Source organism: Allobosea sp. TND4EK4 (assembly GCF_900156025.1).
Taxonomy (GTDB): domain Bacteria; phylum Pseudomonadota; class Alphaproteobacteria; order Rhizobiales; family Beijerinckiaceae; genus Allobosea.
Genome location: NZ_FTMO01000011.1, coordinates 64,138 through 86,607, shown reverse-complemented (window position 1 = coordinate 86,607; position 22,470 = coordinate 64,138). Strand labels below are relative to the sequence as shown.

Here is a 22,470-nt window from a genome sequence, read left to right as displayed (position 1 = left end):
GCGAGGAGGCCGAAGCCTCCGCACGGGAGCCATGACAGCAGCGCGGCGCGGCGCGGAAGCTGCCTCCTGAGCCGCCTCACCATTTCACGCTGAAGCCGGCCTTCATCGACTGTTGCGTCGCGTGGGCGCTGAGATTGGCGCGGTAGTCCACGAAGAGATCGGCATTGCGCGACAGCTTCACCGCAATGCCGGTGCCGAGCCTGGCGCCGGTGCGACCGGCCGTAGCCGACGAGGTCGGGAAACTCACGCCGTGCAGGCCGGGCCGCATGTCCGTGCGGGCATCCGCCAATTCCTGCGTCAGGTAAGCCTCCGCATAGGGACGGATCTGCAGCCCGTTCAGCACGAAGCTGTCCTTGATACGCAGCCCGACCCGCCCCTGGACGGCGTTGCGGCTTTCGCCGCCATAGGTCAGCGCGACCAGATCGGAACCGCTTTCGGTGAGGCCGGAGCGCCCGACATAATCCCACGCCACGCCGGCGATGGCATCGATCGATGTCGTGCCGAGCCTGAAGCCATGACCGGCCTCGACATCGGCCGAGACGCTGAAGCCGCGACCGTTCGACTTGAGAAGGTTGGCACCGTTGAAGAGGTCGACGCGGCGCTGAATGTCGTAGCTGTCGACGCCCGCCCCGGCGATCACGTTCAGGAAGCTGCGCCCGAAGGCGAAGCGGCCATAGCCGTAGCCCTGGTAGCTGACGGCGTCGCCCTGCCCCAGCGCGTTGGCGTCGGTCCGCGAAGCGGTCACCGCGAAAGCGCCACCGACCAGAGCATTCGCACCGATCTCCCGGTCGAGGCCGAGAATGAAGGAGCCGATCTTGTAGCCATAGCCCAGCGCCCGGGCATCATGACCGACATGGCCGAAGGAGCCGTATGTCTCGCCCCAGAACCGCGTCGCCGCCGTCAGACCCTTGCCAGCCTCGTCCTTGTCGTCCGCGCCGCGCAGGCGGCGACCGATAGCGTCGCGCGTGGTGCGATTGCCCATCAGCACCGCATCGAGCGTGTCGTTGTGGACCTCGCCGCCGATCTGCTGGAACGCGTTGGCGAGCCCCTGCCGGTTCAGACCTGCGAGGGCATTGAAGAATCGGCCGCGCGCGTCGAGGGCGAGCGATGCCGCCCCCGGCCTCACCGTATCGAGGGCCGAAGCCGCAGCCACGCCGTTGAGAAGGCCGCTGCCGGTCAGAAGGCGGCCATAGCTGTTGGGCGTCAACGCCAGGACAACCTGGTTGGACGAGTAGATCACGTCGAACCTGCTGTTCTCCGGCATGCCGTCGATGGGCTGCTCGATGGCACGGAAAGCGCCCGTGACACCGCCCTCGGCGGTAACGACGGCGAAGCGGTCCCCGATAACCGGGTTGAAGCTGTTGGTGGCCGCTCCCGTGATGCCGCGCAGGCGCGGTGCGATCGTACCGTCGGCCGTATAGACGCTGCCCGCGCCGGTGAGCAGGACAGTATCGAAATAGCCAGCCCCGGCGCCGACGGCGCGGCCGTCGATATCGAGCTCGATGCGGCTGTTCGCCGTCTGCGTGACGCTGCCGCCGAAGACGAGTTGGCCAGGCGAGTTGCCGGGCGACAGCGAGCCCGAAATCACGGCGTTGCCAAAGACCGCGCCGTTGCCACCGAGCGTGCCGGAACCGGCGACGTTGACGTCACCGGTGAAGCTCGTGTTCAGCGCGAGCGTGCCCTCGTTGACGCAGGCCCCGCCGGCACTCGAGCTCGCAGCGCGCATGTCGAGCCGGCCCGACCCGGACTTGATGAAGCAGCCCGACCCGCTGACCGCACCGGTCAGAACCACGCTGCTGGACCCGGTGTTGAAGGCCGTATTGGAGCCGGCGACGTAGACATTCTGCGAGACGGTCATGTCGCGCATGGTGTTGAAGCTGCCATTGTCCTGCAGGAGGATCTGGCCGCCCTGGCTGCCGATCGCCGCCTGCGACGCGACGTTGACGGAGCCGCCCTTCACCTCGATCAGCACCTGGCTGTTCGAACCCGACAGGGTCAGCGTGCCGGCGCCTGTCTTCTGGACAATGCCCGCGCCGGTGATGTCGCCGCTGATCGAGACGTCATGGCCGTCGGTGTCGATCGAGGCCTGTCGCGTATTGTTGATGAAGAAGCTGTGGGCGATATCGAAAGCGCCGAGAGTGCGGAAAGTGGTGCTCTCGTTGATGCGCACCAGGCCGCTGGCGGCGCCCAACGCGGCATCGGACGTGATCGCGAGCGTGCCGCCGGCGATATTGATGCCGTTCTGGCTGTTGTGACCGGTGAGGACGAGGATGCCGGTGCCCTGCTTGTTGAGCGTGCCGGAACCCGAAACCGTGCCGTTGAGAATGACGGTGTTGGCGCCCGTGTCGATGGCCGAGGAGCCGCTGCCGAGGACAATCGACTTGGCCGAGGTGAAAGAACCGCCGGCCGCAAGCGTCGCATTCCCGATCGAAACGCCGCCGGCGCCGAGATTGGCGTCGTTCGACACCTGCACCGTTCCGGCAGCGATGGCCAGCCCGTTCTGGGTGTTGGTGCCGCTGAGCACGACGGTTCCCGCGCCGGCCTTGGTCAACGCGCCAGGGCCGGAGAGATTTCCGGAGAAAGTGACGTTCTGTCCGTTGCTGTCGATCGTGCCATTGGCGGCTCCGACGACGAAATCGCTCGAAACCGAGCCTGTCCCGGCAGTCACCCTGAGCGTCCCGCCGTCGAAGGTGTTCGTCACAGTGCCGGCCGTGAGATTGTCGGTCGTATAGGAGGCTTGGGCAGTGTCGATGTCGGGAACGGCAGGCGTCGTCCCGCCGACGCCCAACTGGCCGTTGGCATCGATCGTGAACGTGCCGGAATTGATGGCCGGGTCGGAAGGCTGCCAGTTCGCCGTGAAGGACGAGCCGGCATTGTAGCCGAAGGTGTAGGTCCCGGCGGCAAGGTCCGTAAACGTGACGGACTGGAAAGCGTAGATCGAATGCCCTGCAATGGTGCCGGTGAGACCGCCATTGCCATCGGGCACGAAATAGTTCTGTCCGGCAACGAGGCCAGCCGGCAGCGTGCCGTCGGGCTGACCAAACGAAAACAGGGTGAAGGTCTGGGTTCCGACCAGATTCCCGCCGGAACTCAGATCGAGCGCGCCCTCCGCCGCAGAAAGCCCGCTCGAATGCCAGCTCCCGTAGAAGATTTGCGCGGTATAAAGTCCCGCACCACTCCCGGGATTGACCAAGAATCCGAGTGAATCAGTATGGGCCGCGGCGATAGTCGCGCAAACGAACACGCTTCCGCCCGCGATTGCACCCTTTAAATACTTTAATTGACTCGACATGATCTGCCCCGACGCGAATCATTCCGCGCAGAACCACAGAAACATGGTGTGGTATGCTCGCGGAAGAGTCTCTGCACGCAAAACGTGAAGCGTGGCAGCGGCGCAACAGATGCTGACGTGGGGGAATCCGGCTCAACCTTGCGGTGTACCGGCAGGTCGCGATCGGGCCCTGAATCCAAGCCCTCTGCGGGGTCATGCGACAACAAGATGCTTGCCGACTACGGCGCATCGGCGAGATGAGTTAGCCGACAAATTATCGCTTCCAAGCGGTCGGTGCGCGGCGTCTCGGGACAAACGCTCCCGCGCAATCGAAAGACAAGGCCAAGCACTCCTGCGTGGATTTTTGGGCAACACCCAATCGGCGGAGACGGCGAATGATCTTGCACGAAAATATTCGCCCCGGCCAAATAGAAACGGCCTTCAGAGAGACTATCTGCGGCGATTCTTACAGAAACAAGCGGCCTCACCTCTGAATTTGGACGCCGCGGTGGCAGCAAAATCTTTTCCAGATTTCTTCGACTACATCTGATCGCGCCGGTTTCGCTCGTCTGCCCAGGCGAAATCAGGCGGCCTTTTTCTGCATTCCCATAACGCATGTTAATGTCGGTCTCGACCAGTGCATCATGATGGTGCCATCCCAAAGGAGGCGCTCTGTGAATTGCGAAGCCCGGGGGGGTGTGCAACGAGACGAACTTGCCGAGAGACTGGCTCCCATAGCGCGACGCGTCAGCCTGCGCGCAGGCGCCGAGCTGCAGCTCGGCGATATGGTCTACTTTCCGGTCGATGGCGTCGCCACGATCGTTCTCGAGCGGGAAGACGCGCGCTTTCAAGTCGGATTTGCCGGTCGTGGCGATGTCATTGGACTGCATGGCCTTTTCACGGCAACCTTCCCGACCCTCCGGGCCGAGGTTTTCAGGCAGGGCTCCTTCATCTGTGTCGGGATCAAACCCCTCGCCCAGATGATGGCCTCCGACGAGAAGCTGAAGGAACGTCTTGCCGTCTATGCGCTCAAGGCGACCGCACATTTCCTCGACGAGGCGGCCGAAACGGTGGCGCTGACCCTGGAGCGGCGCGTCGCCCGCTGGATCGCCCGCTGCCAGGCGGTGGTCGGCAGCGGCTTCATCTCGGTGACGCATCATGAGCTCTCACGGGCTCTGGGGGTCCGCCGCTCGGGCGTGACTGTGGCTCTGCATGTGCTGGAAGGCGAGCGCCTCATCCGCTCGAAGCGCGGGCGGATCGAAGTCCTGGATCCCGTCGGCCTCATGGCGTTCGGGCAAACCGGCGCCGAAAGCCCGCCGCATCCCGGGGCACGCTCGGCGGGAGCGACACCCCGAGCAGAAGCAGCCTGCCTCGCGCAAGGCGTTTCTCCATGACGGCAGTCGGCCTCCATTAACATTGGGTTTGCTTATGCTGTTGGCTTAGCGCCTAGCTTGCACTCCGCTTCCGGGGTGACTTGATGGACAGGCTCGGCCCACTGCTCAAATCGCTGGGGGCTCGCGCCGTGCTGACGCCCGAGCAGGAAACACTGCTGCTTTCGATGCGGCGACATGAACGCGCCTACCGACGAGGCGCACCCATCATCATGAGCCGGTCCACCCTCACGGAATCCTGCCTGCTGGTCGATGGCATCGCCGCCCGCGAAACCGTCAGCCGCGAGGGTAAACGGCAGCTCAGCGCGCTGCATTTCGCGGGCGACTTCGTTGACCTGCACGGCTTTGTCCTCAAGGAGATCGATCACGGCGTGACGGCCCTGACGGATTGCACGGCTGTGTTTGTGCCTCACACCGAGATCACGCGGGTTATTGGGCAGTCGCCGGCGCTTGGACGGGCGCTGTGGATGCTGACGGCGGTCGATGCCGCGATCCAACGGGCCTGGATCGCCTGCCTCGGGCGCAGCCCGGCATTGACCCATCTCGCTCACCTGCTCTGCGAGATCTATCTTCGGCTCCACCTCGTCGACCTGGCCTGGGGCTATCGCTTCTCGTTAGCGATTACGCAGGTCGAACTGGCAGATGCGCTCGGCCTTTCGCCGGTGCACATGAACCGGACGATTCAGGAGCTAAGGGCGACCGGCCTCGTCAGCTGGAACGGTTTCGACGTGGCGATCCAGAGCTGGGATGGACTGCTGGCGCTCGCCGAGTTCGACGGAACCTATCTCAATCTCGTGCAGAGGTTTCGCTGACAACTGGAGGCCCCTGCCAGGCCGGAACAAGCCCCGGCCCGATCCGTTTCATCACCGAGCGCTGGGGGCGGACCTCATCGAACGGAGATTTCAAATGGGTTGGTTTTCCAAGGACATCGCCACGATGGACGATCTCTTCGTCCATACGCTGCGCGACATCTATTATGCTGAGCACCAGATCAAGAAGGCCCTGCCGGACATGATCGCCAAGGCGACGAGCCCGCAGCTCAAGCAGGGCTTCGAGATGCATCTGCGTGAGACCGAGGGCCAGATCGGCCGGCTGCAGCAGGTCTTCAAGCTCCACGGGGTCGAGGAGAAGGGTGTCACCTGCCCCGCGATCGACGGCATCATCGAGGAGGCAAACGACATCGCCGGCGAGGTGGCCGACAAGCAGGTTCTGGATGCCGCTCTGATCGCGGCAGCCCAGGCCGTGGAGCATTACGAGATCACCCGTTATGGCACCCTCGTCGCCTGGGCGAAGCAGCTCGGCCGTGACGATTGCGCCGCGCTCCTGAAGCAGAACCTCGACGAGGAAGCCGCGACGGACGAGAAGCTCACCAAACTCGCCACTGGCGGCATCAATCGCAAGGCCGCCTGAACTGACACCCAAAGGCACCACGCAGGCAACCCGCCGGATCGCTCCGGCGGGTTTTGGTCGCGTGGATACTGCGCCTGCGTCTCAGATGATCGGCTGACCGCCGGTGACCGCAATCGTGGCGCCGGAGACATAGCTCGAGAGCGGATCGGCCAGCATGACATAAGCTGTCGCCAGCTCGGCCGGTTGGCCCGGCCGCTTCATCGGCACCTGCTTGCCGAACTCGGTGACGCTGTCGCCCGTCATGGTCGAGGGGATGAGCGGGGTCCAGATCGGGCCGGGCGCCACAGCATTGGCGCGGATGCCTTTCTCGGCGAGCAACTGCGCCAGCCCGGCCGTAAAATTCTGGATCGCACCCTTGGTCGTCGCATAGGCGAGCAGGCTCGGGTTGGGCTTGTCGGAATTGATCGAGGCCGTGTTGATAATGCTCGATCCCGCCGGCATATGCGGCACCGCGGCCTTGGTGAGGTAGAACATCGCATGGATGTTCACCGCGAAAGTGAGCTGCCACTCCTCGTCGGAGATATCCGCGATGTCCTTGAACGTCGCTTGATGCGCGGCGTTGTTGACGAGGATGTCGATGCCGCCCAGTTCCGATACCGCCTTGTCGACGATGCGACGGCAATGCTCGGAATGCTGGATATCGCCGGGGACGAGCACGACCTTCTGCCCAGCCTTCTCGACCCAGCCGGCGGTGTCCCGCGCGTCCTCATCCTCGTTCAGGTAGGAGATCAGCACATCGGCGCCCTCACGTGCAAAGGCGATGGCGACGGCGCGGCCGATGCCGCTGTCTCCGCCGGTGATGACAGCACGTCTGCCCTTCAGGCGGCCGGAGCCGGCATAGCTGTTTTCGCCGTGATCGGGCCGGGGCGTCATGGCGCCGGTCAGACCCGGCATCGGCTGCTGCTGTTCCGCGAAGGGCGGCTTGGCATGGGCGGTCATCGATTTCTCCTTGGCTGACGGTCGGATGGCGTCACGAGCTCTTGGTCTTGTGCTCCGGCTTGCCCTTGCGCTTGGTCGAAGCCATGTCATCGAGCTCGCGCTCGCTCATCGACTTCTCCATCGATTTGGAGGCGCCCTTGAGCTCGGTCTTCTTCATATCGCCGCGCTTGGCGGCGAGAGCTGCGCCGGCGGCCTTCTGCTGAGCGGCGGATTTGGCAGGCATGGCGGTCTCCTTCCGGTGGACTGCTGTTCGTCAGGGCGGGGTGGGCCGGCCGGCCAGGACGGCTTCTTCGTCGGGATGGCGATGAGCCCAGTCCGCGATGAAGGAGCACGCCGGCACGATCCGCTCGCCCCGGCTGCGCGCATGATCGAAGACGGCTTTCGCCAGGCGCGAACCGATGCCCCGGCCGCGCAGGGCTGCCGGCACCTCGGTGTGCGAGATCACCAAGCGGCCGTCGATGCGGCGATAGACGGCGAAAGCCTCGCCACCATCCGTTTCCAGGACGAAACGATTGGAGGCGGGATCGTCCCGGAGTCGCTCGGCCGACGGAACCGGCGGCATGTCTTCGAAGCTCGGCATGACAGCAGAACCAGACGGGGCCCCTCGCGGTTCCATGTCCGGCGATGCAGAGCCGCAGCCGAACGATCCCAGGAAGGCCCCTCATGACCCAGTCCATCTTGCCCGCTGATCAGGCGCTGCCCGGCCTGGGTGGGGCCACCCGCTTCGAGGGCGCCCATTTCGATGACGCCGATGCGCTGGCGGAGCGCCTGGTCGGCTTCGCCCTGGAGAAGCGCATCCGGCTCGCCACGGCGGAGTCCTGCACGGCCGGGCTGATCGCCCACATGCTCTCGCGCCCTGCTGGCTCGGCCTCGGTGCTGGTCGGCGGCTTCGTGACCTATACCAAGGATGCCAAAACGCGCTTGCTGGGCGTCTCGCCCGACCTTTTCGGCGCAGCAGGCGCAATCGATCCGGACGTCGCCAAGGCGATGGCGCGCGGCGCCCTCGAGCGCAGCGGCGCCGATTGCGCGATCGCGGTGACGGGTGTCACCGGCTCCGAGCCGGATGAGGATGGCAATCCGATCGGCCGCGTCTTCACGGGGCTGGCGACGCCCCAGGGGACTTACGCGCTTCATTGCGAGTTCGGTGCACTCGCTGCCAAGGCTCTTACACATTTGGCGGTGCAGGCTGCCCTGCTGTTCGCCCTCGCCCGTCTCGGCGAGAGGCGCGCGAGAGATACCCTGGCCCATGCGGCCCAGGCCGGCAGGTAAGGGGTCGTTCCGGCGCCGACGGAACGGAAGCGGCAAGCGCTTGTTGTCACCCATATCTCCGCCGCAACAGAGGGAATCTCGAGCATGATGTTCGTCGAGCAGATTCGTGAAGGACTTCAGGTCGTCGGCTCGGACGAGCGTCCCATCGGGACCGTCGAGGCCATCGTCGGCCAACTGCTTCGCATCAGGGACGGAGATCCGGCTACGGAAGGCAGCCGGCACTTTCTCGACCTCGCCTTCGTCGTCGCTGTCGACGGCAACCGGGTCAAGCTGCTGCTGCCCGCGGCGGAGGCGAAGGAGAGGTGGTCGGCCGAAAGCGACTGACCAGGGCAATGACCAGGACAGCGCCAAGCCGCTCTGTCGGTCGCTACGCGCGCCTCAAAGCTTGAGGCGCAAGGACCGGCGCGGGTGCATCGCCCATCGTCCCCCGGACGCCGACCGGCAGCCACCACGGCGGCATGTCGAGGGCATGCCAAGCAGCCGGGGAGGATACCTCCTCGGCTGCTTGGCTATCTTGGACGGCTCTTCTTGTGTCCTAAACCGCAGCACGCCGTCTTGGCCTCGGCGCCGGTTCTGTGCCTTTTCTCGGGGCGGCGACAGCCTCAGGTCTGCGCTTCCAGCTCCGGCGTTTCCTCGCGTTCTAGATAACGCTCCGTCAAATTGCCGAGGTTCTCCAGGAGCCAGCGCGCCATCTCCTCCTCCTCGCGGAGGATGTTGGCGCAGGTCGTGCTCGTCTCGGTATCGCCGAGCTTGTCCGCTGCCGCGATCAGGACCCGGTAGGTGGCGACCTCCGGCTGCTCAAAAGCATAGCTGGCCATGGCACCCTTGATGATCTCGTCGCCCATCATCATCCCGCCGACGCCCTGCCCGAAGGCCATGACCTTCCCGGCGATGTCCTTCAACGTCGAGGTGTCGCCGCCGCGGCGCTCGATGCAGCGCTCGATCTGCGCGGCCTGGGAGCGGGTCTGATCGAGATGCATCTCGATCTTGGCGCGAACATCCGGATAGTTCTGGATCCGGCCTGCCATGGACGAGAGCATGGTCTCGGCCTGCTGTTCCATCGCATGGGCGTCTCGAAGCCATTCCATGTAGCGTTCTTCGGCTGTGGCCATCTTGTCCTCCTTGTCTGATGGCGGAGCAACGAGACATCGCGGCGTGCGTTCGGCGCGGTGCGGGAGCGTACAGTGAAGAACGGGCCGCGATCGAGGCGGCGACGGAACCGGGCCGGCCCCGATCCGTTCGCTCCCTCAGGAGGACCCATGTCACACCACATCAGTACTGCCGCTGACGCGCCTCTTGCCGGCAACAGCGACGCGCCGCGCGAGATCGACACGCCCCGCCGCCCCGGTCAGCCGGGCGAAGAGGCGGAGCGCCGGCCCGGGCCCAACCCGCGTTCGCCGAATCCGACCGGGCCCAACCCGCCCTATGACCCGGCCGACCACGGCGGCCCGGCTGCCGGCAAGCATGGCGACGGCCGAGAGGACCGAACCGAACACGAGAGGCCGGCGCCATGACCGAGAAGAGCAACGACGCTGACCGCAAGCTCCGGGAGGATGCCCGGTCGGGCACCCCCGCGCAGCGCGACGCGCAGGGACAATATGCGCCGAAGGGCGGCAAGCCGAATGCTGGAGGTCTGGACAGTGCCAACCCGGTGGTGCTTTCGGGCGACGGCGACGCCACGGTCGGCAGCGGTCACGGCCGTGACCGCGACCCCGAGGGATCGAAGTCAGGCTGACATTCGTGCTCGGCGGCTCAGGACGCCGCCGGCGCCGGCCCCTTCAGTCCTTTTGAAGCTTGCCGAGGAATTGGGGAACGCCTGAGAAAGGCAGATCGTCGACATTGAGATCCCCCTCCGGCATAGGCGATTTCGAGAGCGGCCCCTCCGACGCTTGCTCCATCTCGCGCGCGGCGCGTCCGATATGGGCCGGCGGCTCCATCTCCTCCTGCAGATGCCATTCGACTTTGTCGCGCGGCTCATCGGCGCGCCGCGCCAGTTCGGCCATCCAGTCCTCGTCCGGATAGCGGGCATTCAGTTTCAGGGCCCAGTCCCGACCGTTCATTGTCCGCTCCATTTGCTTCCGTTCGTGGGGAGAACGGCCCTGCCGGCCCGTCGGAGCGGGAATGTACGGCTGCGCACCTTCGAGGCCGGCGGCAGAACAGCAGCGGAAGCCGCCCGGTTAGTCCCGACATTTTCCGGCATCGCCTGAGCGACGATACAAGGGCCCGTTCGATGAAAGCACTGCGCTGGCACGGCAAGAGCGACATCCGTTGCGAAACGGTCCCTGACCCACAGATCGAGGATGCGCGCGACGTCGTGATCAAGGTCACCTCCTGCGCGATCTGCGGTTCCGACCTGCACATCTATGACGGCTATACGCCCACCATGGAGGCGGGTGACATCGTCGGCCACGAGACCATGGGCGAGGTCGTCGAGGTCGGCAGCGGCGTCAGCAAGCTCAAGGTCGGGGACCGCATCGTGGTCCCGTTCAACATCGCCTGCGGCGAGTGCTTCTTCTGCCAGAAGCAGATGTTCTCGCTGTGCGACCGCTCGAACCCGAAAGCCGAGGAGGCCCGCAAGCTGATGGGCCAGTCGCCATCCGGGCTGTTCGGCTATTCGCATATGCTCGGCGGTTTCGCGGGCGGGCAGGCGGAATATCTACGGGTGCCCTATGCCGATGTCGGTCATATCAAGATCCCGGACGGCATTCCCGACGAGCAGGTCCTCTTTCTCTCCGACATCTTCCCGACCGGCTACATGGCTGCCGAGAATGCCGAGATCGAGCCGGGCGATACGGTCGCGGTCTGGGGCTGCGGGCCTGTCGGCCAGTTCGCCATCCAGTCGGCCTGGATGCTCGGAGCCGGGCGCGTCATCGCCATCGACAACGTGCCGGAACGGCTTGCGCTGGCCGCCGGGATCGGGCGGGCCGAGACCATCAATTTTGACGATGTGAAAGTGTACGACCGGCTGATGGAAATGACCGCGGGGCGCGGGCCGGACCGCTGCATCGACGCTGTCGGGGCCGAGTCGCATGCCACAGCGACGCTCGACGCCGTCGTCGACAAGGTGAAGGCCAGCCTCTACCTCGGTACCGACCGGCCGCACGTCCTGCGCGAGGCGATCATGTGCTGCCGAAAGGGCGGGACGATTTCGATGCCGGGCGTCTATTTCGGCTTCCTCGACAAGGTGCCGATGGGCGCCTTCATGAACAAGGGCCTGACCCTGAAGACGGGGCAGACGCACACGCACCGCTATCTCGGCCCGTTGCTGGAGAAGATCCTGAGCGGCGACATCGACCCTTCCTTCGTCATCACGCACAGGGCGAGCCTCGAGGACGGGCCCGAGCTCTACCGCAAGTTCCGCGACAAGGAAGACGGCTGCATCAAGGTCGTGATGAACCCGTGAGGGCCAGTGCCGATGGCGTGTTCATTGCCATCGCACCAGCTTGGTTCGGACAACGCCTGCGCTAACGGCCACGCGCCAGCTCAGCCCCGCGGGCCGAAGGGCGGCACGTCGACCAGCGTCGCAATCAGCCGCAGGAGCGCCCTCTGCTCCGGCCGAGCCTTGCTGCCCTCGGCGAGGAATGCGCTAAGCTCGATATGGCTCAGTTGCCCGCCGGCGGAACCATTGGGCTGGTGGATGACGAAGGCATTGCCGTCGACCGGCTCCCGGCCCAGATACCAGCAATCGCCGTCCGGGCTGCGGTAGAGTTCGCGTCGTTCCGCCATCACGTCATCGCCTTTCGCACGGTCTCTACCGAGTCGCTCTCTCGTGTTCCGCTTCGCCGCGACGCTATTTGGAGTCGCGCAGGCTGTTGAACATCTGGGTGATGGCGTTGTGGCCACTGGGAGGCCGGACAGGCTGCGCGGCCTTGCCGGCGAGAACGATCTGGCCTTCGCCGATCACCCGCTCGCGGCCGTCCTTGTCCTTGATCCGGTATTGCGGCTCGCCCTGAAGAGTCGATGGCAGCAGGCGGGTGACGGCGTATGTCCCGACCGCGTTCTGATCGAAGAAGCCGAAGGAAAGCTCGACCTCGTCGCCGAGGGAATGTCGATGTGTCATGGGGGGCTCCGTCGCGCATGCAGCCTCGAGAGCTGAGATGCAGAGTAGCACGCCCGGGCCCTGCACGGGGAAGAAATCGGCGCGCCGCCATTATCGGCCCCCCGCGCGGGTCGAGGCCGCCCACCAGGGCGCAGGTGCAGCCGGGATGAACCGGGGCGCAGGCCCCTCTCAAGCCCCGTCTTTGAAGGAAATATCAGCCCCCAAAACACCCGAAGCCTTTTATCTTTCTGCCTCACGGAATAATTTCCTTGCATCCCAGAAATATATCTCTATGTTCATCTTATCGATATTGCTTGGTTGGCTTTTGTTTTTTTCGCGTCCTCGACGCGGCACTGATGATCCCCCTTTCGAAATCGTTCTGAACTCGTGCGGCATCCTGCCGCCGAGCGACAGAGTTCTGCCAAAGGAGGGTTCTCATGACCACCGGCACCGTGAAATGGTTCAATTCCACCAAGGGCTTCGGCTTCATCCAGCCGGATGACGGAAGCCAGGACGTGTTCGTCCACATCTCGGCCGTGGAACGCGCAGGAATGCGCGATCTCCAGGAAGGCCAGAAGATCGGCTTCGAGGTCGCCCGCGACAACCGCTCGGGCAAGATGGCCGCGGAGCAGCTTCAGGCTGCGTGATCAGGCCATTCATCGGAGGTGACCACGGATGTACTGGCACCTGCGACGAGAGCCATAGGAGAAGGCCGGGCCCATGCTCGGCCTTTTTGTTTAGGGCCTGACCGCTCCGCGCCCGACGCGAGCGCATCTGTTCGGCCGATCGGGCTGCCGGGACATCAGCGTCGGATTCCGGCCCCTCTGCCAACTCAAGGAGAAGCCACATGCTTCAACCGTCCAAGCAACGCATGACCGCGGACAACCAGTTCCTCAAGCTCCAGACCCGCACGCTCTCCCGCGGCAGGATGACGTCGGACATGGACAGCATCATCCAGCAGCGTGTCGAGAATACCGCCCGCCTGCGGGAACTGCGCCTCGCCAAGGAAGAGCAGGATCGCGCGATCGCGCTGGCCTCGCCGCCCGTCAAGAAGACCCGGCGCAAGCCTGCCAAGTAGACCGCATTCCGGGCGAGCGGCCACCGATGGCTGCCCGACCGCAAGCAGGGCTCGCTTGCTCCCTGCCGCCGCAGGCTGGAACGGCAGCGGATGCCGGCCCGCCGTCACCGCACGACTTGCCGGCCAGGCGCCGCCCTGCAGCCATGGCTGCTTGCCTAACCTCGCCGCGCATGCGCCTTGCGATTGCTCCGAAACAGTTGCCTTGTACAGTTCGCTATCGCGAATCGGAGGCGTTCGCGATCGCTCTTGGGGGGCCGAGGCTTGGCTCAGTCATCAGACACGATCCTCGTCTTCGGGTCGCTCAATGTCGACCTCGTGACGCAGGTCCGCAGCATTGCCCGCCCTGGCGAAACGGTGCTGGCCGCGTCCTATGAGACGCTGTGCGGCGGCAAGGGAGCCAATCAGGCCGTCGCGGCCGCCCGCGTTTCCGCGCCGGGACGCGTCGCCATGGCCGGGCGGGTCGGAGCCGATGGCTTCGGCCGGATCTGCCTGGACAACCTCGCCGCCAACGGCGTCGACATCGGCCATGTGATGCAAGCTGCAGAACCGACAGGTTGCGCCTTCATCTCGGTGGATGCGCGGGGCGAGAACGCCATCACCGTCGCAAGCGGGGCGAATGCCGCGGTCTCCGCGGCGGATGCACCGCTGGCTCCAACGGGCGCCACGCTGATCCTTCAGATGGAGGTTCCCCTCGCCGCCTCGCTCGCAGCGGCGCGGCAGATACGCGAAGCCGGCGGACGCGTCGTCTGGAACCTTGCGCCGGTGCCACACGAACTCGACCGCGAGGCGCTGCGCCTGCTGCTCGCCGCCGCCGACATCCTGGTCGTGAACGAGCATGAGGCGGTCGCGGCTGCGACATGCCTCGGCAACCCCGAGGCGGGGCTCGAGGCCGCCGGAAGCCTGCTCGCCACCACCGGGCACGTCACCTGCGTCGTCACTGCGGGAGCCAAGGGCGCCATCGCATTCCATCCCGACGGAAGCCGCATCGACGCAGCGGCCGCCGCCATCGAGCCCGTGGATACGACGGGCGCCGGCGACACCTTCGTCGGCATCCTCGCCGCGTCGCTGGCCGATGGCATGGACTGGCCCGCCGCGCTGGCCCGCGCCTGCAAGGGAGCGTCGCTCGCCTGCCTCGCCCATGGGGCGCAGACGTCGATGCCGACCGCGGACGCTTTGCTCCAGCGAGGCTGAGCCGATCGCGGCCAGGGGCCATTCATCGCGCCGGCAGGTCCGCGCGCAAGGGTTGCATTCGGCCCCACCCGGAATTATGGGCCGCATCAAGGCGTAGGAGAGCAGAATGCCTTTTCGCTCGTTGTCCGACCCGGTCGATCTCGCGCGGGCCCAAGGCGCGTTGGAGAAAGCCTGGACCATGGTGAAGCATGCCGAACCGGGCGCCGATCCCGAGAAGGAACGGCAGCGCCTGGCCTACATCGTCGCCGGCCTTGCCGAACTTGCGCTGGATGAGGACGAACTCGCCAACCGTGCGGCCGAGCGCTTCCGCAAATCCTCCTGACGCGTCTCCAGCGAGGCCCTTCTTCAGCCTCCCGGGCTCACCCGGTTTCGCCGCCGGTGCCGAAGCCTGTCCCCGTCACTTCACGGCGCCGGCGGTCATGCCGCGAATGAATTGGCGCGACATCAGGATGTAGATCACGGTCAGCGGCAGCGCCGCGATCGTCAGGCCGGCGAAGAGCATGCCCCAATCGGTGGTGTATTCGCCCATGAAGACCGAGAGGCCCTGCGGCAGCGTCTTGCGCGAATCCGACTGGATAAAGACCAGCGGGAAGAAGAAATCGTTCCAGGTCGGCACCGCATTCTGGATCGCGGCGATCACCATCGGCGGCACCGAGAGCGGCAGCATGATCGAAAGCATGATGCGCGGCTCGGAGGCACCATCGATGCGCGCGGCCTCCTCCAGCTCGACCGGCAGCGTGCGCAGGAAGCCGGTCATGATGAAGATCGTCGAGGGCAGGCCCATCGCCGTGTAGATCAGGATGAGGCCGATGCGGGTGTCGAGCAGGCCGAAATCGCGCATCTGCAGGAAGAGCGGGATCACGGCGAGCTTCAGCGGCAGCATCAGCCCGGCGAGGAAGAACATGAAGATCGCGGAATTGCCGGGGAAGCGGTAGCGCGCCAGCGCGTAGGCGCCCATCGTCCCGAGCAGCAGCGTCAGCCCGATCGATGTCCCGGTGATGACGACGGAGTTGACGAAATAGCCGGGCAGGCTCGTCTCGCCCCAGATGCGCCGGAAATTCTCGACATAGGCGAAATCCGGCGGCGAGAACGGCGCGTCAAAGATCTCGACCGTGGTCTTGAAGGCCGAGAACACCATGATGACGATCGGATAGAGCATCAGCACGGTGTTGCCGGCGAGGAGCGCGGCCGCGATCAGGCTGCCGGTGCTGCTGCGCGGAAAAAGCGGGTCGTTGACGTCGGCAGGCCGCCTCACAGCGCGATCTCCCGCTTGCGGAGATATTGCGTGATGACCGTCGCGAACGCGGCGATGAACAGGAACATCAGCACGGCCAGCGCATTGCCGTGTCCGAAATCCTGGATGCCCGCCGTCTGGTTGCCGAAGGCGGTGCGATAGAAATAGAGGCCCAGCACGTCGGTGGAGCCGTAAGGGGAGCCATCGATGCCGGCCATGATGTAGGGCAGCTCGAACCAGTTGAAGGCGCCGATGAAGAGAAGCGTCAGGGTGATGGTGGTCGAGGGCGTCACCAACGGCCAGACGACGCGCGTCAACATCTGCCAGCCGTTGCAGCCGTCGAGCTTGGCCGCTTCCAGGATCTCACGCGGGATGCGCTGCATGCCGGCGAGATAGACCAGCGCCGGAAAGCCGACCCAGTGCCAGGCATTGGCTAGCACGAGCGCCGGAAGCGCGGTCGTCTCCTGGCCCAGCCAGGGCTGGCGAAGGGCTCCGAGCCCCGTCATCTCCAGCAACTGGTTGACGATGCCGAAATTGGGATCGAGGAACAGCTTCCAGAGGAAGCCGACCAGCACGGTCGACAGGATCACCGGCATGAAGATCGCGACCCGGTGGAAGCGGTAGCCATAGGGCTCGCGATAGATGAGCCAGGCCAGCAGGAAGCCGGCCGTATTCTGGACGACGAAGAGCGCGACGAAAACGAAGAGGTTGTGGCGGAAGGCACGCCAGGTGAGCGCCGCGAAATGCTCGCCGAACAGCACGTCCCGGAAATTGCGCAGGCCGATGAACTCTCCCTGCGCCATGCCCTCCCAGCGGTAGAAGGCCGAGCTTAGCGCCAGGAGCAGCGGCCAGACCACGAAGACCAGCATCACCGCCATGGGCGGGACGATGAGGAAGGCGATCCAGGCGGCGCGCTTGCGCCGCTCACGGACTCTGAAGCTGGTCGTCATGCCATCAACGCTTCTGGCGGCAATCGGGGCGGCGTCGCGCTGCCGCCCCGGCTCGCTCATTTCCTGAACGGGGCGTAATAGGTGGCGATGCCCTTGGTGATGTCCGCACCGACCTCGGCCGGCGTCGCCTTGCCCGCCAGCATCTTCTGCACGCCCGCCTGCAGCAGCACCGAGCCGGTCGGCTCCTGATAGCGGAAATTGACAAGCATGATGTAGGACATCGCGCTGCCGTTCAGGGCGGCGACCTCCTTGAGCAGCGGGTTCTCGAAGCTGACGCCCTTGATCGGCGAGATGTTCTGCAGGTCGTTGGAAAAGGCCGTGCCGAATTCGGGCGTGCCGAGGAAGCGCAGGAATTTCAGCGCCGCATCCTTGTTCTTGGACGCCGCGTTGATGGCGTAGCCACCGTCGTAATAGAGCGCGACGAGCCGCTGGTCTCCGGCCTTGGCCACAGGGGAGGCGAAGAGGCCGAGCTTGAGCTTGGGGTTCTGGCGCAGGAAGTTCGCGATCTCGAAGGAGCCGCCGGCGAACATCGCCGCGCGCCCGGCGGCAAAGAGCTGCTGCGAGGCCGCATAGTCAACGCCGGAGAAGTTCGGCGCGAAATAGTCCTTGATCTCGTTGAGCTTGGTCAGCGCGCCGACGAAGCGGGCATCGGTGAAATCGGCCTTGCCCGCCAGCACGTCCTGCTCGAATGGCTTGCCGATCTGCGAGGCGAGCAGCGCGCCGACGATGGTCTCGTTCTGCCAGGAGGTCGCCGTGCCGTTGCCGAAGGGGGTGATGCCCTTGTCCTTCAGCGTTTTCGACACCGTCATGAGCTCGTCCCAGGTCGCGGGCGGCGTGACGCCGGCCTTCTCGAACAGCTCCTTGTTGTAGATGACCAGCATGGTCTGCGAGGCGAGCGGCACCGCATAGAGCTTGCCGTCGGCGCGCATCGTCTCGGCGGCGAGCGCGGAATCCGGGAAGTTGGCCAGCTCCGGGACCATCGTCTTGTCCAGCGGCACCAGATAATCGGGCTTGCCGACGCCGAGCGTGCCATAGGAGCGCGCCTGGACGATGTCCGGGCCGGTCCCGCCGGCCAGCGCCGTCGACAAGACCGTGTTGTAGTTGGCGGCCTCGAAGGCCTCGAACTTCACATTGATCTCGGGGTGCGTCTTGCGGAACGCGGCGATGAACCTGGCATAGGCCGCCTTGTCCTCCTGCCGCCAGCTCCAGACCGTGATGTCTTCGGCGCGCGCCGGCACCTGGGCCAGCAGCGTCGCGGCAAAGACACCCAGCGCCACCCTGGACAGCATCCGCCTGAGGCGGGATGGCCTGCGATTCTGATCCGACATGCTCGTTCTCCCTGTTTTTTCTTCGCTGCTATCGCCCGGCCGCAGGCTGGAGCACCAGTGCGGTCGCGTCATCATGGATCTTGACCCGGGCGTAGCGGCGCGCCTGCCCGTCCTCGCGCTCCAGCCGCCGCAGCTCCGCGATCAGGCTGTCGACGCCCCTGTCCTTCACGGCCCGCATGAGTTCGACCTCGCCATAGCGCTGCATGACGTCGACGAGGCGCATGAAGCCGTCCGAAGCCAGGAGCAGCGTCGCCTGCGCCGAGACCCGCTGCGAGACGAAACGCAGGCCCGGCCGCCAGGGCAGGCTGGGATTGATCGCCCAGTAGCCGCCCTCGCGGTTGAGCCAGCGGCGGTTCTCGATGATCTGCGCCAGCGCCTGCGGAGCAATGACGACGCCGTCGCTGTGGCCGGCGGCCTGGGCGGCCGCGATGGTGCGCGCCTCGAAAGGCGCGACGCGCTCATCCGTCCACCGCGTCAGCCGCCCCTCGTCCTCGACCAGGACGGAGACGTCGCCAAGCAGCATCGCTTCGACGCGGAAGAGTTCTCCCTCCGGCCGGATGCGCAGGAGCGCGAAGACGGCCGAGGGCCCCTCGCCCGGCGGCCGCTCCGGATGGCCTTCTCCCAGGGCTGCATAATCGGCAGCCAGACCGCTCTCCAGCATCTGGGCGACGTCAGGCAGCGACATGGCGTCCAGCGCGGCAGCACCCAGACGGCGGTCGGCGGCGCTCACCAGCCAGGCGCCTTCGGAGAGATCGGTCACGCGGGGCGGACCGGAGAAGAAGGCGGAACCGTCGAGAATCCAGGCGTGGGCGCCTTCGGTGCCGGCCAGATCGTCGTTGAAGGGCGCGCTTCCCCGTTCGCTCGCCCGAGCCAGCACCTGCCAGCCACAGCGGGAGGACCGGGCCTGCCCGTCATCGGCCCATGCGCGCGGAGCCGGCCGGGTCATCGCGGCGGTTCCTTCGACAGGGGTGCGACCATCAGCGCCTGCATGATAATACCACTATAGAACCAATTTAGACGCTTCAAGCCCGGAAACGGCAAATCCGGTGCGGCCGCAACCTTCCCCCTCCCCAGGGCGCGCGAGCGGCCATGGCATGAATTCTGAATAGCAGGGGGCTCGAGCCACGTTTCCCGGGCGAAGTGCCGAGTTTGCGGATTCTCATCGTCGACACCAACAAGGTCCGCGCCGCGATTATCGAGGAGGGCCTGCGCGAGGCCGGCTACACCGATCTCGTCCGCGTCGCCACCACGACGGGGCTCGTCGCCGCCATCGAGCAGCACGATCCCGATGTCGTCGTGATCGACCTGGAGGATCCCAGCCGCGACGCCCTCGCCGACATGTTCCTGGTCAGCCGCCATATCCGGCGGCCAATCACGATGTTCGTCGACCAGTCGGATTCAGCCTCCATCGAGGCTGCGGTCGAAGCCGGCGTCTCCGCCTATATCGTCGACGGGCTGAAGAAGGAGCGCATGCAGCCGATCCTGCAGACCTGCATCAGCCGCTTCAACGCCTTTCGGAAGCTGCGGGAAGAGCTGGAGGACGCCCGTTCACAACTGGAAGAGCGCAAGACGATCGACCGTGCCAAGGGCATCGTCATGCGCATGAAGGGCCTGTCGGAAGAGGAGGCCTATGCGCTGATGCGGCGCACGGCGATGAACGAGAAACGCAAGCTCGCCGACATCGCGCGCTCCCTGATCACCGCCGCGGAGATGCTGAAATGACGATGCTGCACCTGCGGGTCGGCTTCATGCCTCTGGTTGACTGCGCGCTGGTCACACTGGCGAAAGACGAAGGCTTCGCCGAGGAGCAGGGCCTGAATCTCGAACTGGTGCGGGAGGTGTCCTGGTCGAATCTGCGCGACAAGCTGAATGTCCGCCTGTTCGACGCGGCCCATATGCTCGGGCCGGCCGCGATCGCCGCAACCCTCGGCATCGGCGGCGTCAAGGCGCCGATGTCCGTGCCGATCGGGCTCAACCGCGACGGCGCGGCCATCACCGTGTCGCTGCGCCGCTTCGAGGAACTGTGCCGGCATGCACAGGGCGACATCGCCGACCCGGCCGTTTCCGCCAGGGCACTCGCTGCGATGGTCGCACGCCGCTCGGCCTCGGGCCTGCCGCCACTGACCTTCGCCGCCGTTTTCGGCTTCTCGATGCACACTTATCTGCTGTGCGAATGGCTCGCCAAGGCTGGCCTGCGGCTCGGAGAAGACGTGCGTTTCGAGGTGGTCCCGCCGCCGCAGACAGTCGAGGCGCTGACGAGCGGACGGGTGGACGGCTTCTGCGCCGGTGCGCCGTGGAATTCGGCCGCGGTCGAGGCGGGGATCGGCGCGATGATCCATGCAAGCGTCGATCTGCGCCGCGATTGCCACGACAAGGTGCTCGCCTGGCGGGCTGACGACGCGACGAACCGCCCGACCGCCGTCGCCAAGCTCAACGCCGCGATCCTCGCCGCCAGCGACTGGGCGTGCCGTCCCGGGAACGCGGCCCGCATGGCGCAGCATCTCTCGGCCCCCGACCGGCTGGGCCTGCCGCAGGCGCTGCTCGAGCGCATCCTGAACCGGGAGCTGGTTCAAGGCGGCGGCCGGCCGCCGCGCCATGTCGCACACTTCATCCGCTTCGATCTCGCGGCTCTTCGCCCGGCGCCCGAGGATGCCGACTGGGTCCTGGCGGGAATGGAGCAGGCGGGACAGACCCGGGTTTCCGAGGAGATGAGGGCGATGGCGAGAAGCGTCTTTCTGTCTCCCGCCTTTTAAAGCGGCATCAGGAGTTTCTGCCCAATCCCTGCTCAGACGGTCATTCGTTGTGCAGCGCAATGGGCGGCGTCTGGCGGACTGGCGTCCCGCAACTCATTGAAAATCCAAAGAGGGTTTTCGAGTCGGCTTTGGCACGATCCTTGATAGGATTGGTTCACGCGGCCAACGCTGCCCGCGCCATCCCCGATTTCGGAACACAGCAACGTCGCTGTCGAACGTGCCTGCACAGGGCGCATTCGCGCGGCGTTTTTCGCGTTCGGGATGGCGTACGGCGGAGCATCACAGCGAGGGTTTGATGAGCAAGGCAGTCGAGAGCGAAGCGACCACCATCCTGAGCCGGCCGGGCCGGCGGAGCCTGATGAAGCTGGCGGGAACGGCGGCGCTTCTTGCGGCAGCGCGCACGGCGCTGCCTTCGGGCGCCTTCGCGCAGACGGCCGGGCCCGAGGTCAAGGGAACGCGCCTCGGCTATATCGCGCTGACCGACGCCTCGCCGCTGATCATCGCCAAGGAGAAGGGGATGTTCGCGAAATACGGCTTGCCCGACATGGACATCGCCAAGCAGGCGAGCTGGGGCGCGACACGCGACAACATGGCGCTCGGCTTCAAGAACAACGGCATCGACGGCGGCCATATCCTGCGTCCGAAGACGCATCTCTATTCCACCGGCAAGGTCATGCAGAACGGCCAGCCGTTGCCGATGTACACTCTCCTCAACCTCAACGAGGACGGGCAGGCGATCTCGGTCTCGAACGAATACAAGGACCTGAACGTCCAGAAGGATGCCTCGCCACTCAAGCAGGCCTTCGAGCGCAAGAAGGCGGCCGGCAAGGAGCTGACGGCCGCCATGACCTTCCCGGGCGGGACCCACGATCTGTGGATCCGCTACTGGCTCGCCGCCGGCGGCATCGACCCCGACACCGACATCAAGGTCATCGTCGTGCCGCCGCCCCAGATGGTGGCGAACATGAAGGTCGGCACCATGGATTGCTTCTGCGTCGGCGAGCCGTGGAACGAGCAGCTCGTCAACCAGGCCATCGGCTACACCGCCCTGACCACCGGCGAACTCTGGTTCCGCCATCCGGAGAAGATCCTCGGCATGCGCGCCGATTTCGTCGACGCAAACCCGAAGGCGACGCAGGCCATCATCATGGCGGTGATGGAAGCCCAGATGTGGGCGGACAGGATGGAGAACCGGCAGGAGCTCGCCGAGATCGTCGGCAAGCGGCAATGGTTCAACGTGCCGGTCGGCGACATCAACAAGCGCCTCAAGGGCGACATCAACTACGGCAACGGCCGCGAGGCCAAGGGCACCAATCTCTACATGAAGTTCTGGGGCGAAGGGGGCTCGACCTCCTATCCCTGGAAGAGCCTCGACACCTGGTTCGTCACCGAGAACATCCGCTGGGGCAAGTTCGAGCCGACGATCGACATCAAGGCGCTGGTCGACAGGACCAACCGCGCCGATCTCTGGCGGGAGGCGGCCAAGACGCTCGGCGTCGCGGGCGCCCCGACGGCCGATTCGCGCGGCGTCGAGACCTTCTTCGACGGCATGAAGTTCGATCCCGCCGCGCCGATGGATTACCTCAAGGCACTCAAGATCAAGCGGGTGGCCTGAGC

28 protein-coding genes are annotated in these 22,470 nt (G+C 65.6%); 15 read left to right on the top strand and 13 right to left on the bottom strand.

Annotated features, from left to right (window positions below; all coding sequences use genetic code 11):
* Positions 1–76: 76 nt before the first annotated feature.
* Both BW981_RS16455 and BW981_RS23135 read right to left on the bottom strand, forming a co-directional pair.
* Complete coding sequence (locus BW981_RS16455) at positions 77–3,193, bottom strand: autotransporter outer membrane beta-barrel domain-containing protein (protein ID WP_076441162.1); 3,117 nt, start codon at positions 3,191–3,193, stop codon at positions 77–79.
* Positions 3,194–3,510: 317 nt separating this feature from the next.
* A complete protein-coding gene (locus BW981_RS23135) occupies positions 3,511–4,161 on the bottom strand; it encodes a hypothetical protein (protein WP_175624153.1) in 651 nt (216 codons plus the stop codon).
* Between the two features lie 90 nt (positions 4,162–4,251).
* Here BW981_RS23135 and BW981_RS23130 point away from each other — a divergent pair, with 90 nt between their 5' ends.
* The 3 genes from BW981_RS23130 (at position 4,252) to BW981_RS16440 (ending at position 6,072) form a co-directional block, all read left to right on the top strand.
* On the top strand, positions 4,252–4,665 hold the full coding sequence (locus BW981_RS23130; RefSeq protein ID WP_175624152.1) for a Crp/Fnr family transcriptional regulator: 414 nt from the start codon (positions 4,252–4,254) through the stop codon (positions 4,663–4,665).
* A gap of 83 nt (positions 4,666–4,748) precedes the next feature.
* Positions 4,749–5,474 carry a Crp/Fnr family transcriptional regulator gene (locus BW981_RS16445; RefSeq protein ID WP_076441158.1) on the top strand — a complete coding sequence of 242 codons (726 nt, stop codon included), beginning with the start codon at positions 4,749–4,751 and terminating at the stop codon, positions 5,472–5,474.
* A 94-nt stretch (positions 5,475–5,568) separates the two neighbouring features.
* Entirely contained in the window at positions 5,569–6,072 is a 504-nt protein-coding gene (locus tag BW981_RS16440; protein ID WP_076441156.1) for a YciE/YciF ferroxidase family protein, read from the top strand.
* A gap of 81 nt (positions 6,073–6,153) precedes the next feature.
* On the opposite strand, the gene BW981_RS16435 is transcribed toward BW981_RS16440, so the two are convergent.
* The 3 genes from BW981_RS16435 to BW981_RS16425 are packed head-to-tail and all read right to left on the bottom strand — an operon-like array spanning position 6,154 to position 7,591.
* Positions 6,154–7,011 (bottom strand): SDR family oxidoreductase, encoded by an 858-nt coding sequence (locus BW981_RS16435; RefSeq protein WP_076441154.1) that lies wholly within the window; start codon positions 7,009–7,011, stop codon positions 6,154–6,156.
* A 31-nt stretch (positions 7,012–7,042) separates the two neighbouring features.
* Positions 7,043–7,234: a DUF3008 family protein gene (locus BW981_RS16430; RefSeq protein ID WP_076441152.1), complete on the bottom strand. Its 192-nt coding sequence runs from the start codon at positions 7,232–7,234 to the stop codon at positions 7,043–7,045.
* 30 nt (positions 7,235–7,264) lie between these two features.
* Positions 7,265–7,591, bottom strand: coding sequence for a GNAT family N-acetyltransferase (locus BW981_RS16425; protein WP_210188681.1), 327 nt, complete (start codon positions 7,589–7,591; stop codon positions 7,265–7,267).
* A gap of 83 nt (positions 7,592–7,674) precedes the next feature.
* Here BW981_RS16425 and BW981_RS16420 point away from each other — a divergent pair, with 83 nt between their 5' ends.
* A complete protein-coding gene (locus BW981_RS16420) occupies positions 7,675–8,280 on the top strand; it encodes a CinA family protein (RefSeq protein WP_175624151.1) in 606 nt (201 codons plus the stop codon).
* A gap of 84 nt (positions 8,281–8,364) precedes the next feature.
* Positions 8,365–8,604, top strand: a complete 240-nt coding sequence (locus BW981_RS16415) for a DUF2171 domain-containing protein (protein WP_076441150.1) — start codon at positions 8,365–8,367, stop codon at positions 8,602–8,604.
* 278 nt (positions 8,605–8,882) lie between these two features.
* Here the strand turns inward: BW981_RS16415 and BW981_RS16410 are convergent, their stop codons facing one another.
* Positions 8,883–9,392 carry a ferritin-like domain-containing protein gene (locus BW981_RS16410; protein WP_076441148.1) on the bottom strand — a complete coding sequence of 170 codons (510 nt, stop codon included), beginning with the start codon at positions 9,390–9,392 and terminating at the stop codon, positions 8,883–8,885.
* Positions 9,393–9,539: 147 nt separating this feature from the next.
* Here BW981_RS16410 and BW981_RS22655 point away from each other — a divergent pair, with 147 nt between their 5' ends.
* Complete coding sequence (locus BW981_RS22655; protein ID WP_139333805.1) at positions 9,540–9,794, top strand: hypothetical protein; 255 nt, start codon at positions 9,540–9,542, stop codon at positions 9,792–9,794.
* The gene (locus BW981_RS16405) at positions 9,791–10,015 is read left to right on the top strand and encodes a hypothetical protein (protein WP_076441146.1); all 225 of its coding nucleotides are present in this window, start codon (positions 9,791–9,793) and stop codon (positions 10,013–10,015) included. The genes BW981_RS22655 and BW981_RS16405 overlap by 4 nt, the downstream gene beginning before the upstream one ends.
* A 43-nt stretch (positions 10,016–10,058) precedes the next feature.
* Here the strand turns inward: BW981_RS16405 and BW981_RS16400 are convergent, their stop codons facing one another.
* The gene (locus BW981_RS16400) at positions 10,059–10,283 is read right to left on the bottom strand and encodes a hypothetical protein (protein ID WP_139333804.1); all 225 of its coding nucleotides are present in this window, start codon (positions 10,281–10,283) and stop codon (positions 10,059–10,061) included.
* Between the two features lie 227 nt (positions 10,284–10,510).
* Here BW981_RS16400 and BW981_RS16395 point away from each other — a divergent pair, with 227 nt between their 5' ends.
* Positions 10,511–11,683, top strand: a complete 1,173-nt coding sequence (locus tag BW981_RS16395) for a zinc-dependent alcohol dehydrogenase (protein WP_076441142.1) — start codon at positions 10,511–10,513, stop codon at positions 11,681–11,683.
* Positions 11,684–11,763: 80 nt separating this feature from the next.
* Here BW981_RS16395 and BW981_RS16390 read toward each other — a convergent pair whose 3' ends face one another.
* Both BW981_RS16390 and BW981_RS16385 read right to left on the bottom strand, forming a co-directional pair.
* Positions 11,764–12,006 (bottom strand): hypothetical protein, encoded by a 243-nt coding sequence (locus BW981_RS16390; RefSeq protein ID WP_076441140.1) that lies wholly within the window; start codon positions 12,004–12,006, stop codon positions 11,764–11,766.
* Positions 12,007–12,070: 64 nt separating this feature from the next.
* Positions 12,071–12,340 (bottom strand): hypothetical protein, encoded by a 270-nt coding sequence (locus BW981_RS16385; RefSeq protein WP_076441138.1) that lies wholly within the window; start codon positions 12,338–12,340, stop codon positions 12,071–12,073.
* 416 nt (positions 12,341–12,756) lie between these two features.
* Between BW981_RS16385 and BW981_RS16380 the strand changes: the two genes are divergently transcribed.
* The 4 genes from BW981_RS16380 to BW981_RS16365 all read left to right on the top strand — a co-directional run bounded on the left by BW981_RS16380 (position 12,757) and on the right by BW981_RS16365 (position 14,910).
* Positions 12,757–12,966, top strand: a complete 210-nt coding sequence (locus tag BW981_RS16380) for a cold-shock protein (RefSeq protein WP_076441136.1) — start codon at positions 12,757–12,759, stop codon at positions 12,964–12,966.
* Positions 12,967–13,166: 200 nt separating this feature from the next.
* Positions 13,167–13,397 carry a hypothetical protein gene (locus BW981_RS16375; RefSeq protein WP_076441134.1) on the top strand — a complete coding sequence of 77 codons (231 nt, stop codon included), beginning with the start codon at positions 13,167–13,169 and terminating at the stop codon, positions 13,395–13,397.
* 261 nt (positions 13,398–13,658) lie between these two features.
* The gene (locus BW981_RS16370) at positions 13,659–14,588 is read left to right on the top strand and encodes a ribokinase (RefSeq protein WP_083712415.1); all 930 of its coding nucleotides are present in this window, start codon (positions 13,659–13,661) and stop codon (positions 14,586–14,588) included.
* A 106-nt stretch (positions 14,589–14,694) separates the two neighbouring features.
* Complete coding sequence (locus BW981_RS16365; RefSeq protein ID WP_076441132.1) at positions 14,695–14,910, top strand: hypothetical protein; 216 nt, start codon at positions 14,695–14,697, stop codon at positions 14,908–14,910.
* A gap of 75 nt (positions 14,911–14,985) precedes the next feature.
* Here BW981_RS16365 and BW981_RS16360 read toward each other — a convergent pair whose 3' ends face one another.
* From BW981_RS16360 to BW981_RS16345, 4 genes are read right to left on the bottom strand one after another with little or no spacing between them, the layout of a single operon-like run.
* The gene (locus BW981_RS16360; RefSeq protein WP_076441130.1) at positions 14,986–15,843 is read right to left on the bottom strand and encodes a carbohydrate ABC transporter permease; all 858 of its coding nucleotides are present in this window, start codon (positions 15,841–15,843) and stop codon (positions 14,986–14,988) included.
* Complete coding sequence (locus tag BW981_RS16355; protein ID WP_076441190.1) at positions 15,840–16,772, bottom strand: carbohydrate ABC transporter permease; 933 nt, start codon at positions 16,770–16,772, stop codon at positions 15,840–15,842. The genes BW981_RS16360 and BW981_RS16355 overlap by 4 nt, the downstream gene beginning before the upstream one ends.
* A 56-nt stretch (positions 16,773–16,828) precedes the next feature.
* On the bottom strand, positions 16,829–18,100 hold the full coding sequence (locus tag BW981_RS16350) for an extracellular solute-binding protein (RefSeq protein WP_210188680.1): 1,272 nt from the start codon (positions 18,098–18,100) through the stop codon (positions 16,829–16,831).
* 28 nt (positions 18,101–18,128) lie between these two features.
* Positions 18,129–19,046 (bottom strand): hypothetical protein, encoded by a 918-nt coding sequence (locus BW981_RS16345; protein ID WP_076441127.1) that lies wholly within the window; start codon positions 19,044–19,046, stop codon positions 18,129–18,131.
* A 194-nt stretch (positions 19,047–19,240) separates the two neighbouring features.
* Here BW981_RS16345 and BW981_RS16340 point away from each other — a divergent pair, with 194 nt between their 5' ends.
* The 3 genes from BW981_RS16340 to BW981_RS16330 all read left to right on the top strand — a co-directional run bounded on the left by BW981_RS16340 (position 19,241) and on the right by BW981_RS16330 (position 22,468).
* Entirely contained in the window at positions 19,241–19,822 is a 582-nt protein-coding gene (locus tag BW981_RS16340; RefSeq protein ID WP_076441125.1) for an ANTAR domain-containing response regulator, read from the top strand.
* Complete coding sequence (locus BW981_RS16335) at positions 19,819–20,853, top strand: CmpA/NrtA family ABC transporter substrate-binding protein (RefSeq protein ID WP_076441123.1); 1,035 nt, start codon at positions 19,819–19,821, stop codon at positions 20,851–20,853. The genes BW981_RS16340 and BW981_RS16335 overlap by 4 nt, the downstream gene beginning before the upstream one ends.
* A gap of 295 nt (positions 20,854–21,148) precedes the next feature.
* Entirely contained in the window at positions 21,149–22,468 is a 1,320-nt protein-coding gene (locus tag BW981_RS16330; RefSeq protein WP_076441122.1) for a CmpA/NrtA family ABC transporter substrate-binding protein, read from the top strand.
* The last annotated feature ends 2 nt before the right edge of the window (positions 22,469–22,470 follow it).